This is a genomic window from Leptolyngbya sp. FACHB-36 (assembly GCF_014695955.1).
Lineage (GTDB): Bacteria > Cyanobacteriota > Cyanobacteriia > Leptolyngbyales > Leptolyngbyaceae > FACHB-36.
The window spans coordinates 1-11993 of sequence record NZ_JACJPG010000385.1 but is presented as its reverse complement, the minus strand read 5'-3'; the positions used below and the strand labels follow the sequence as shown (position 1 = coordinate 11993).

General features: G+C 53.1%; 12 protein-coding genes. 4 read left to right on the top strand and 8 right to left on the bottom strand.

Annotated features, from left to right (window positions below):
* Together H6F43_RS10825 and H6F43_RS10820 are read left to right on the top strand one after the other, a co-directional pair.
* The coding region (locus tag H6F43_RS10825) for a molybdopterin molybdotransferase MoeA (RefSeq protein ID WP_190342775.1) at positions 1-852 on the top strand (852 nt) is incomplete at its 5' end.
* A 37-nt stretch (positions 853-889) separates the two neighbouring features.
* A complete protein-coding gene (locus H6F43_RS10820) occupies positions 890-2698 on the top strand; it encodes a glycosyltransferase (RefSeq protein WP_190342774.1) in 1809 nt (602 codons plus the stop codon).
* Positions 2699-2702: 4 nt separating this feature from the next.
* On the opposite strand, the gene H6F43_RS10815 is transcribed toward H6F43_RS10820, so the two are convergent.
* Positions 2703-4613, bottom strand: coding sequence for a PP2C family serine/threonine-protein phosphatase (locus H6F43_RS10815; protein ID WP_190342773.1), 1911 nt, complete (start codon positions 4611-4613; stop codon positions 2703-2705).
* Positions 4614-4917: 304 nt separating this feature from the next.
* Between H6F43_RS10815 and H6F43_RS10810 the strand changes: the two genes are divergently transcribed.
* Positions 4918-5346, top strand: coding sequence for an NfeD family protein (locus tag H6F43_RS10810; RefSeq protein WP_190342772.1), 429 nt, complete (start codon positions 4918-4920; stop codon positions 5344-5346).
* A 21-nt stretch (positions 5347-5367) separates the two neighbouring features.
* The gene (locus tag H6F43_RS10805) at positions 5368-6315 is read left to right on the top strand and encodes a stomatin-like protein (RefSeq protein ID WP_190342771.1); all 948 of its coding nucleotides are present in this window, start codon (positions 5368-5370) and stop codon (positions 6313-6315) included.
* A 152-nt stretch (positions 6316-6467) separates the two neighbouring features.
* Here the strand turns inward: H6F43_RS10805 and H6F43_RS22675 are convergent, their stop codons facing one another.
* The 7 genes from H6F43_RS22675 to H6F43_RS10775 all read right to left on the bottom strand — a co-directional run bounded on the left by H6F43_RS22675 (position 6468) and on the right by H6F43_RS10775 (position 11966).
* Positions 6468-6602, bottom strand: a complete 135-nt coding sequence (locus H6F43_RS22675; protein ID WP_277879923.1) for a hypothetical protein — start codon at positions 6600-6602, stop codon at positions 6468-6470.
* A complete protein-coding gene (locus H6F43_RS10800; RefSeq protein WP_190342770.1) occupies positions 6599-6814 on the bottom strand; it encodes a type II toxin-antitoxin system HicB family antitoxin in 216 nt (71 codons plus the stop codon). Before H6F43_RS10800 ends, H6F43_RS22675 begins: the two co-directional genes overlap by 4 nt.
* Positions 6811-7155 (bottom strand): HepT-like ribonuclease domain-containing protein, encoded by a 345-nt coding sequence (locus tag H6F43_RS10795; protein WP_190342769.1) that lies wholly within the window; start codon positions 7153-7155, stop codon positions 6811-6813. The genes H6F43_RS10800 and H6F43_RS10795 overlap by 4 nt, the downstream gene beginning before the upstream one ends.
* Positions 7152-7442, bottom strand: a complete 291-nt coding sequence (locus tag H6F43_RS10790; protein ID WP_190342768.1) for a nucleotidyltransferase family protein — start codon at positions 7440-7442, stop codon at positions 7152-7154. Before H6F43_RS10790 ends, H6F43_RS10795 begins: the two co-directional genes overlap by 4 nt.
* Before the next feature lie 40 nt (positions 7443-7482).
* Positions 7483-7740 (bottom strand): DUF4926 domain-containing protein, encoded by a 258-nt coding sequence (locus tag H6F43_RS10785; protein WP_190342767.1) that lies wholly within the window; start codon positions 7738-7740, stop codon positions 7483-7485.
* A gap of 36 nt (positions 7741-7776) precedes the next feature.
* On the bottom strand, positions 7777-11046 hold the full coding sequence (locus H6F43_RS10780; RefSeq protein ID WP_190342766.1) for a HEAT repeat domain-containing protein: 3270 nt from the start codon (positions 11044-11046) through the stop codon (positions 7777-7779).
* Positions 11047-11150: 104 nt separating this feature from the next.
* The gene (locus H6F43_RS10775; RefSeq protein WP_190342776.1) at positions 11151-11966 is read right to left on the bottom strand and encodes an undecaprenyl-diphosphate phosphatase; all 816 of its coding nucleotides are present in this window, start codon (positions 11964-11966) and stop codon (positions 11151-11153) included.
* Positions 11967-11993 lie beyond the last annotated feature (27 nt).

Below are 11993 nucleotides of genomic sequence, written 5' to 3'. Positions count from 1 at the left end.
GCAGCGAAACATGAGGCGTTTGTGCGGCATCGAGCATCCTACTATCAGGCGGGTGCGCCCCTACTGGCAGCAGGAACCCGGCTGCAAGCGTCAGAAATCGCGGTACTGGCGGCGGCACAGTGCGATCACGTCACCGTGTACCGCCGCCCACGAGTCGCCATTTTGTCTACCGGAAGCGAACTGGTGACGATCGACCAACCGCTGCAACCGGGTCAGATTGTGGACTCCAACCAGTACGCGCTGGCGGCGTTGATTGCGCAAGCTGGAGCTGAGCCAATCCGGTTGGGCATCGTTCCAGACGAGCCAGAAGCGCTGAAAGCGGCGATCGCGGCAGCAATGCAGTCTGCTGATGTGATCATTTCTTCTGGCGGCGTCTCGGTCGGCGATTACGACTATGTAGAAACCATTCTTGCCGACCTTAACGCTACGATCCACATCCGAGCGGTCGCCATTAAACCAGGAAAACCCTTAACGGTGGCAACGGCTTCATCTACGCTCTATTTTGGGCTTCCGGGCAATCCGGTGTCTGCCCTTGTGACGTTCTGGCGGTTTGTTCAGCCTGCGTTGCGGAAATTGTCGGGGTTGGCGTCACCGTGGGGACCCACGATCGTGTCTGCGAAAACGCGACACCCTCTGAAATCGGATGGCAAGCGAGAAACCTATGTTTGGGGGCGGCTTCACCTGATTGCAGGACAGTACGAGTTTGAGGTGGCAGGCGGCAGTCAGATTTCAGGGAATTTGATTAATTTGACAGGAACGACTGGGTTAGCAATCATTCCCGTGGGGCAAACTGAAATCGCAGCCGAAGCGACTGTGCAAGTGCTACAGGTTGGTTCGGTGTTGGGGAATTGAAGTAGGATGCCAGCACGTGATCGAGAGGAGCGCAATCATGGCGCGATCGTTTTCAGTAATCATTCCACTGCTAAATCAGGAAGACGAAATTATTCGCACGCTGGAGAGCGTTGAAGCCAGCATTGCATTTTTCTATCGGCAGGACGACACCTTTTCTACCGTAGAGTCCGAGATTGTGATCGTCAACGAAGGCTCTACCGATCGCAGCCTTGAACGGGTGACAGAATTTAGCAGAAACAAAGCGAACTATACGATCGTCAGTCATTCCAAAAGTTTGGGTGCTGGAACCGCAAGAAACACCGGAGTTAAGGTGTCTAAGGGCGATGTTCTATTCTTTTGTGATGATGACGACTTATTTTACAAAGAGCACATCTTTCTGTGCTTCAAGATTCTGACGCATCAATCCTCTAAATTCACCGGAAATTCGTTTACGTTAACAACAGAACGCGGCTCATTCACGATCGAATTTCCCAACTCAACCGTTGGCATTGTTCGCACTGGAATGTATATAGAAGACACGGTACATCCGTATTGGAAAGGCGCGATCGAAAATTGCAGTCCGCTGAACTTATGTATTCGGCGCGAGTGCCACGAATTTGTTGAGGGTTTTCCAGAAGCGCAGGTATACAAACAGGTTGGCTGTGAGGATATCGCTTACACAATTTGGACCGCAAAGTTCTTTAAGACCTCGAAGATTCCGATCGATACCGTCGAGTACATTCGCTATCCAGGAAATAATCTCGATCGCCAGCTTCAGAAGTTTCAAACACCCCCGGACCAGTACCAGGACGACACCCCACCTGCCCAAAAAGCGCTGCACGTGATTCGTCAGCAGCTGGAGCAGGAGAAGCTAGTCTACCTGCTTGGTAAACTGAGCGGACAATCGCTTTCCTCAGAGTTTGCGGCGATGTTGAACTGGAAAGCGCTGGCAACTGAGTTTCTAAATCAGCAGAATTATGCAGCGGCGATCGCGCTCTGCGAGCAAGGACTGTTAACCGAACCTAGCGCTGAGGCTAAAGCGTTGTTAGCTGTTGCTTACAATAATCTAGGTTCCAGCTTGCATCAGCAGGGCGAATTAAGCATCGCCGCTGATTATTTCCAGAAAGCGATCGCGCTGGCTCCCGCATTTTCCAGAACTGATCTTGCCCGAGTTCACTATAACTTAAGCAAAGTTTTCAAAGATCGGCGTGAGTATGCTCAAGCGTATGAGTCGCTTAAAACAGCATTAGAGCTAGATGCTGGCTTCCCGCAGGCGATCGCGGAATTACCCAGTGCAAAATATAGCGCTCAAATTGCTACAAGCGGCTATGAGTTTACGCTAGATAATTTCAGCAAGCACGTCAAAGATTGGGAGCAGTATCTTAGCCAAATAGCTCAAGCTTCAACGCTGAAAGTCTTAGAGATTGGCAGTCAGGAAGGACAAACCGCCTGCTGGCTACTAGACAATCTTCTGATCCAAGAAGCTGCTCGAATAACTTGCATTGATGCGTTTGATGAATTGAGTCAAAGTGAGAAGTTCGATTTTAATATTGAGAAATCCGGCAGTGCCCAAAAGGTACGAAAAATGGCGGGTCGATCGCACGATATTTTGCGATCGCTGATTCCAAACTCCTATCAACTGCTGCATTTAAACTCGAAGGATGCGGCTAGCAGCATTCTAGAATCGCTTATGCTTGCGTGGCGACTGATCCAGGTTAGAGGCGTGCTAGTGCTTGCAGCCTACGAGGGAACCACGGATAGTAAAGCATCGAAGGCGGCGATCGAGGCGTTTCGCGGCATCTTTCATCAGAAGGTGAAACTGCTGCATCAAAGCGACTACATGATTCTAGAAAAGATTGCCGAGTAAGTACCTACGGCAAAATTCGCTCTCGCAGGCGCTGGAATTCCGCTGGCGCAAATTGATACAGCGCCGCTGCACTCAACCCTGTACCCAGTAGCACAAGCAGCAGCAATCCTACCAAAATGCGCCAGCGGTTCGATCGACGATCGCCTCCAGCCACAGTTGGCTGAGCCGAATTACTCAGCACAGGCTCCTCTGACACTAACGCTTGCGACGCAGGCGACCAGTCTGCCCCTGTATAAGGTGTACTGGTAGACGGTAGAAACACCTCAGGCACCGTCGAGGACACGGAGCAGTGCAGTAACACAATTGAGGTATTGTCGTAGCCGTTCTTTTGGTTTGCCAAATCGATCCAGGCTTGCACCGCCGATTCTAACGATCGCTTGCCCCGAAAAACGTCATCCGTGTAGCTTGACCAGGTTTGCTCTACCAGCCCATGGTCGCTTAGCCCATCCGAGCACAGCAGCAGAATGCCGTCTTCCTCCAAAATGAAGCGCTGGATTGAAGGGTGCAGGAAGTCGGCGTCACGAGTGCCGATTGCCTGCGTCAGCGCCCCAGCATCCGGACGTTGCAGCGACTCCCAGTACAGCGATCGTCCCAGTCGCACTTCTCGCGCCGCCACGTCGTCATCCACGGTGAGTTGGTGACAGTAGCGCGGCGTAATCCAATAGGCGCGGCTGTCGCCCACATGCACCAAATAAAGTTCGTGCCCGCTGTCTGAGATCGTGCCGTCTTCGGTGCGCACACGCTGAGGAAGCTGTAGCGCCATGACCAGCGTTGTTCCCATACGGCGACGGTCTTCCCGCCCCTGCGTATCGTTGTGGGACGCGATCAGGTTGTTGATGACGCGGACGCTGGCCTCTAGCTGCTGCATCAGCAGGCTTGGCGGTACGGGTTCCGACTGCTGAGCAACTTCTGCCATCAGTGCTTGCACTTGCAGCTTCAACGAGTGCACTGCCAACTGACTGGCGACTTCGCCGCCTTCATGTCCACCAATGCCGTCACACACGATCGCGAGTCGCGGCATCAATCCATCCGCAGGAACGGTTTCACCCAGCGTCACCGGATAGCAGGTGTCTTCGTTGTGCGATCGTTCGGGTCCGGTGTCAGAGCCGCCTGCAATCTGAAGCCGCAGCGGCAATTGAGCAGCTTGCTCCAACAGTAGCTGATTCAGTTGCGCCGCCACGATCGCAGGGTCTGTATCGGTGTGCATCTGGTGCAAAATCGTTTGCAGCGGACGCTGGATCTCTGGTTTCGCCTCGGCTACCCAGCTTGACCACAGATTCGCCAGGTCTGCCAGCGATAGCTCCATCGCCGTCTCGCCTTCTGTCGCAGGAAGCACTTCCGCATCCTCAAAAAGCTGACACAGTCGGACCCGCCACCCCTCCACCCGTAAGTTACTCACAGCGAGCAGGCTAGAGGCAACGCCCTGTTCCCACAGCGGCGTCCAAAGCTGGAGTATCTGCCAGAGCCAGTAGACCTGTCGCACCGCTGACGCTTCTGACCATGCCTGCACGATCGCTGGATAGAGCAGTCCTGACTCATCCAGCGGCACGTTTTCTAGAAGAAAAATCTCCCCCACCGGACGATCATCGCTTGCCGGACAGAAGCCATATATCTCTGGAACGTGCAGCCGCTGTGGGTAAAGGTGTAGATAGGGCAGAACAGTGTCGGACCAGTCCACGGGCACTTCTGGCGGCAGACTCGGCTGCATGTCTAACCAAATCTGCGGTGCTGTGACGTAATACCGCCCTGCAACCTGTGTTTCCACTGGAATTTGCTTCGCGATCGTTCCCACTGCCCAGACGTAGCGGTACATCAGCGGCGTTTGGCAAGCCTCGCAGACAACGCTTCCCAGCGGATTTAAGGGCGCACGGCACTGGGGGTTAGAACAGCAAATCTGCGGCTTGGACGGACTCATAGGAGGAACAAGGGGGTAGAGGCTGGCTAGGTTACTCACGGGTCAGAAGTTCAAGGGAAGTACGTTGTACCACCGTTCATCGCTAACGGTTAACCACTATATAGTCTGGGCACAATTCACGTGGTGCAGATCGTCTAACAACTATAAGGGGGGATTTGAAAGGAAAGTTCAACTGGATTCTTAAGAAGTTTGACGCGGTGGCGGTTTGGGCGATCGTCATCCGGAATCCTGCTGCTATACGATGAGTCCTTGATTGTAGGGCACACTGGATTAAGACAACGGACACACTGACGGGACGGTTGAAATGTCGCTGAGTCCAACGGAAATTTGGTTACTGGTGGGACTTGCGTTGTGCCTAGCAGAATTGCTGGTGCCGACAGCGTTTGTGGCGTTTGTGATGGGTCTGAGCGCATTAGCAGTGGCGGCGATCGCGACAAAAATCCCGCTAGGTCTGCAAGTTGTGCTGTGGATGGGACTGTCATTAGCGCTGGTGTTGGTGTCGCGTCGGTTTGTTCGCTACGGTTCAGCAACAAAAAGTCTGGAATCTACCGAAGCGGAAACCTTAACAGAGATTGAACCGGGAAAACCGGGACGAGTCCTGTTTGAGGGAAATTCGTGGGCGGCACGGTGTGAGGATTCTACAGTGGCGATCGCGCCAAATCAGAGAGTGATTGTTGTAGCGCGGCGCGGCACTACACTAATCGTGATGCCGGAAACAGCGCTGCATTCATAAAGAAACAATAGGAGATGAGCTATGTGGGGTTGGTTAATCGCATTGCTGGTGGGCGGCGGCGCCATTTCTAGCGTCAAAATCGTGCAGCAAGGCAATGAGGCGTTGGTTGAGCGGTTGGGCAGCTACGATCGCAAGCTCACGGCAGGTCCCCGATTTATCATTCCGGTGCTTGATCGTGTGGCGTATCAGGACACAATTCGGGAAAAAGTGCTGGATATTCCGCCGCAGCCCTGCATTACCCGCGACAACGTGTCAATTACGGTAGACGCTGTGGTGTACTGGCGAATTGTGGATATGGAGCGGGCGTACTACAAAGTGCAAAACCTTCAGGCGGCAATGGTTAACATTGTCCTGACCCAGATTCGCGCCGAGATGGGACAGATGGAACTCGACGAGACGTTCACGGCGCGATCGCAGATCAACGAACTGCTCCTGCGCGATCTGGATGTTGCCACAGACCCGTGGGGCGTGAAAGTGACTCGCGTGGAACTGCGCGACATCATTCCCTCCCAAGCGGTGCAGGAATCAATGGAGCTACAGATGTCGGCAGAACGCCGCAAACGCGCTGCTGTTCTTACCTCTGAAGGTGAGCGTGAGTCAGCGGTAAACAGCTCTAGAGGTCGGGCAGAAGCGCAAGTGCTGGAGGCAGAAGCCCGTCAGAAAGCAACGATTCTGCAAGCGGAAGCGGAGCAAAAAGCAATGGTGCTGCGTGCTCAGGCAGAGCGCCAAACGCAGGTGCTAAAAGCGCAGGCAACGGCGGAGGCAATTCAAATCGTTAATCAGGCATTAAAGAACGACCCCAAAGCAGCAGAAGCGGGTAAAGTGCTGCTAGCGCTGAGCTATCTGGATATGGGCACGGCGATCGGCAAGAGTGACAGTAGCAAAGTCATGTTCATGGACCCGCGCAGCATTCCGGCAACGCTTCAGGGAATGCTGTCGATGGTGCAAGAGACAAACGGTAAATCCTAACTGTGCGGCTAGCTAGCACCTGCTTGGTTGCTCTCACCCCTAACTTCTACTTAAACGGAGACTAGGAGTGAGGGCACGGGGACAATTACATTTAGGAAAGTAATTGATCCAACTTTCCAAGCAGATGGGCGCAGCCCAAGTGATTGCGACGGCTAGTCTGCCAGTAAGCTCGAACTGCTCGCAGTTTGGGGGCCGATGCAGCGAGCGTTCGTGGGTGGGGCAATCGCCTCGTCCGATAGCTCAATCAGTAAAGCATCCACATCACGGCTATGTCGAATCTTTTTCATAGCGCGATCGGTGTGGCGATCAGTTGTGGCAGCGGTTTTCCTGCTTGAGCTGCGTCTTCAATCAACAGTTCTAAAACTTCTTGTGCGTTTTTCAGGGCTTCTTCATAGGTTTCTCCATGTGTCACAGGCTGCATGACATCGGTGAACTCGGGCAGCGTAACAACAAAGCACTGATCTTCTTCTAACCATTGAATGACAATGGTGTATTTCATTCCTCAGTTTCCCACGTTTGTAAGATTGCTTCTATCTTGAGTTTTAAGTTTGGCAGGTTTCGCTCCACTGCTTGCCAAACGATGTCGAGATCAATTTCAAAATAATTGTGGGTCAAAATATTTCGCATTCCGATGATTTCTGACCAAGGTACGTCTGAATAGCGGCTTCGGATTGAGGATGATAAGAAACGGGATGCCTCACCGATAATTTGAAGATTTTGAATGAACCAGACTTGAATCAGTTCATTCTGCTCAAATGCCTGTCGCCCTTGAGTAGCGTAGCGATCGAGCGGATCGATCGCCTCCAAAATGTCTTGCAGTTTCTCACGATCGTTTCTCACAGCGGAATTGCCTCTCGTAATACACGATCGCGGATTCGCGATCGCAGTCCTTTTTCGGTCACGACATCTACGGGACAATCGAGCAATTCCTGTAGCTCCATCAGCAGTCCACCGAGGTCGAACAAGCTACGTTCGGGTTCTAGTTCAATCAAAAAGTCAATGTCGCTGTCTGCATCGGCTTCTCCTCTGGCAACTGAACCAAAAATCCGCACATTGTAAGCACCGTATTTAGCAGCAATTTGCAGAATGCGCGATCGGTTTTCGATCAACTGTTCCCGAAGTTCCATAGAATTCCATTGTTTGATTAATTAGAAAATTAAATCTTTTTCATGCCAAGGTAAGCTCATAATGTAGGGCTAAAATTTCGTCTGCTCTCAAGATAGCCATTGCATATTCACGTCCTTGAACGTCGGCGAATTCAACCAAATACTGAAACTGATCCGCTTCGTAAATTTGAACGATCGTTCCAACTTGTCCGATCGACAAATTTTGAATCGACTGATATTCCGGCTCGACTAACGTGAGTAGATTGATCGAGATGGGTTTGAGAGTAGCAACCGTGTCAAGAAGTTTGTGATTCATCATGTCAGTAATCTGCCCTCTGCCCTCTGCCCTCTGCCTTCACCCCTCCAACATCTCCCCCAACGCATCAATCCCCGCTCCCACAAATTCACTATCTTGATGCTGCTCAATCCACTGCATTAGCATAGGCAAAACCCAATCCGCCTTTTTGCCCAAGTTGCCCAATGCATCAGCCGCCCTCCAGCGCACCAAATTATGATCATCGGTGAGTCGGTTAAGAAGGGCTTGCACTACCACCTCTGAGGCAGTTCCCAACTTGCCCAATGCATTAGCCGCACTCCAACGCACCGAAGCCTCGTCACCGGTGAGTCGGTTAAGAAGGGCTTGCACTACCACCTCTGAGGCAGTTCCCAACTTGCCCAATGCATTAGCCGCACTCCAACGCACCAAATCATCATTATCGGTGAGTCGGTTAAGAAGGGCTTGCACTACCACCTCTGAGGCAGTTCCCAAGTTGCCCAATGCATCAGCCGCCTTCCAACGCACCGAAGCCTCGTCACCGGTGAGTCGGTTAAGAAGGGCTTGCACTACCACCTCTGAGGCAGTTCCCAACTTGCCCAATGCATCAGCCGCACTCCAGCGCACCATATTATCATCATCGGTGAGTCGGTTAAGAAGGGCTTGCACTACCACCTCTGAGGCAGTTCCCAAGTTGCCCAATGCATCAGCCGCCTTCCAGCGCACCAAATTATCATCATCGGTGAGTCGGTTAAGAAGGGCTTGCACTACCACCTCTGAGGCAGTTCCCAACTTGCCCAATGCATCAGCCGCCCTCCAACGCACCGAAGCCTCGTCATCGGTGAGTCGGTTGAGAAGGGCTTGCACTATCACCTCTGAGGCAGTTCTCAAGTTGCCCAATGCATTAGCCGCACTCGAACGCACCAAAGCCTCGTCACCGGTGAGCCGGTTGAGAAGGGCTTGCACTATCACCTCTGAGGCAGTTCCCAACTTGCCCAATGCATCAGCCGCCCTCCAACGCACCGAAGCCTTGTCATCGGTAAGTCGATCGAGAAGTTCAGCAATAACCTCGTCCTGTTCTCCCAACGCCGATCGGTACTTCAGAAGTCGCCAGTAATCGATCGCCTCATCCTGATCTTTCAAACGCTGAAGCACGATCGCCTCACAATCCGACTCATAAAAGCTACAAAGAACGCGGAAAACGAGATCGCGCACCCTTCCCCCAACTCGTTCTTCCTCCTGCGCCTCCAAGTCAACCAGTCGAGTCAAAATCTCCTGAACCAACGCATCATCAGCCGCCCTCAAACCCTTCAATTCCGCCAAACAGCTTCCCGCAAACAGCAAATCTCGGTGGAGCCATTGCTCATGTTCACTGTTATTCTGCAAAATCGTCCGAATCGCCTTTGCTGCAGGTTTCGGTTTCTGTTGCGCCACCAGCAGCAGCAGCACCTCCCGCCAGTGCGAATCGTGCAAATGCTCCCGAATGTGACGCAGCACAATCTCAAACTCGCCTTCATTTTCTGCCTGATACAGAATCTCCTGAGCGCAGAGATACTCCTGAAACGTCTTATGGACAAACGCATAGCAGTCTTGCCCCTGCTCATTCAGCAACCCCGTGCGGCTGCGAATAAACTCCACAAACCGTTTTGACTCCTCCTTCGCCTCATAAAGCTGGAGTTGCTTCAGCGCCTTAATTTCCTGACACAGATTCCTCAGCAGTTCATCGCGATCGATCAGCGTTCCCCCTTCCGCATCGCCCGTACTGCCGTGCGTATGAATCCAATACGCCACCCGCTCCATCACGCGGCGCAAATCATCCAGTTGCAAATACTTCAGCGCCGTCTGATTGCTCAGATCCTTGTTGCTATCCCACGACAGCAGCAGCGTCTCCACCGCCTTGTCATACAGGCGAAACCGCTCCCGAGGCAGCATCGCCTGATAGCGGTGGATGAGGGCAACTATCGTCAGCAGGAGCGGATTTCGCGCCAGCAGCTTGATGCGATCGTTGTCGTCCAGCGCCTTTCTCAGACTGGCTTTGCGCCGTTTCGCTTCCTCGGCATCCGACACGCGGCTATCGTACCAGCGATTGATAAACTCCTCGACTTTGGCATCGTCGAACGGTTGCAGTTCGTAGTGGGGAAACTCCTCGGTGCGAAAAAAGTCGCGCCGATAGCCCGCCGGACGCGACGTGACGATCGCATCGTTCTGCGGATACTGCCCCAAAAAGTTCTCGATTCGCCGCACCACCTCGTAACGCTTTCCCTCGTCCGCCACTTCATCCAAGCCATCCAGCAGCACGATCGCCTGTCCCCGCTCCAGCCAATACTCGAAAAACCCTGTCGGCAAAGGTTTTCCCTGCATCCGCTCTTGAGCAAAATGATAGGCAAACCCCAGCAGCGACGGGTTAGAATGTCGCTCCCAATCACGAACGCGAATCAGAATCGGCAGACGATCGTCCCCCTCTTTCAGCCCCAGCGCCTCAGCCTCTCCCCGCGCTAGTATCACAGCAAAGTAGCTCAGCAGCGTTGTCTTCCCCGATCCGGGCGCACCCAACAGCACCAGTTTTCGCTGCTGCTGATTCAGAAGCCGCTGGGCAGACAGTTTGCGTCCAGTACGATCGAGTTGCGATCGAAATCGCTGTTCCTCCCGCAGATGTAATTGACGAGTTGTTGAATCGCTACGTGATTTTGTTGAGGTAGCTTCGGAAACTGAAGAAATGCTTTGGGCTAACCAATCAGCCACAACTACCGCATCTCCCTCTAATCGGGAAAACGAAGACCGAGCTTCCTCGACCACATCTGGCATGACGAAAATTTGCGCGATCGTCTCGGCTTTCTCGATGTCTTGTCCGGGAACCGCCACGCCTGCAAATTTGACATCATCAAACCAGTTCGCCACCTGTTCCAGATAGTCCTGCTTCGCCACCTGAAACCGCAGAAATTCGCTGGTCTTACGGAAATAGGCGTCGGCAAACTGCGTCAGCCAATCGTTCAGATGGCTCTCCTGGATCGGAATCGTGTGAGCCGCCACCACCTGTTTAGCCACTGTGACCAGCATCGCTACATCCGGCGTTCCTTTGTCCTGAAGCGGCTTTTGCAGTTCCGCCTGAACACCTGAATGCTCCAAAAATCTTGCCAAAAAAGTGTCCGTTTGCTTGTCGCCGCAGCGGTAGAACACCGGATTCTGCACTTTTTGAGCAATGTCAAGCGCAGTCGATTCTTGCAATCCTGCTTCTAGCGCTTTTTGCAGTTCAGTCGGACTCAGCTTATTTTTAGCAGCTTCCGTGATTGTCTTTGCCACGATCGGCAACACCGCTTTCAGCAAGCCACCTGCAACCAGCATGAAATCCATAAGAGTTGGTGGGTCAACTGCCCGTCATTGTAGTGCCGTCAGAACGGGGACAGCCGCGATCGTGTAGCTCAGGGAGATGAAGAGTTTATCTGCCCCCTGACGGTCTACTTCAGCACCCCTTGACTAACCGCAATCAGCAGCGCCACACCCAGCGCGACCCGATACCAGACAAAGATCCAGGTGCTTTGTCGCTGAAGAAAGCGCAGCAGCCAGGCGATCGACAGGTACGAAAAAATGCAGGTCGAAATGATGGCGACCAACAGCGGCACCAGCATATCTCCCCGGTTAAGCACATCTTTCGCCTGCACTAGTGTGGCGATCGTCAGCGTTGGAATTCCTAACAGAAACGAGAAGCGGGCAGCGGTTTCTCGCCGCAACCCCAGAAACAGCGCAGTTGTCAGGGTAGACCCAGAGCGTGACACACCGGGAATCAGCGCCAGCGTTTGACCCAACCCGACTAAGATGCCGTCAGACGTTCGCAAGTCGTCGAATCCGCGCTTGCGCTTCCCGATCGTCTCCGCCAGTCCCAGCAGCAGAGACCCCCCGATCGCCGCGATTGCAATCAGCCACGCCTGATCCAAGTTAACGCCCAGCTTCTTCAGCAGGAAGCCCCCTGCAAGGGCAGGAACCGTGCCGATCGCAATTCCGACTAAAATCTTCCATTCTTCCTGCTGCCAATCGCGCCGCTGGACGGCTGACCACGCACCGCTAAGAATTTGATGAATGTCCTTCTGGAAGTACCACACCACAGCAATAACGCTGCCAAACTGAATGGCATCGATCGCAGCTTTATCCCACAGCGTCTTCCACTGCAAAATGTCGGTAAAAATGATCAAATGCGCTGTACTGCTAATTGGCAAAAATTCTGTGATGCCCTGAACCAGTCCCAGAACGATCGCCTGAATCACCCCTTGCAGCAAATCGGGCGGTGCTTCCGTTGTCGCTGG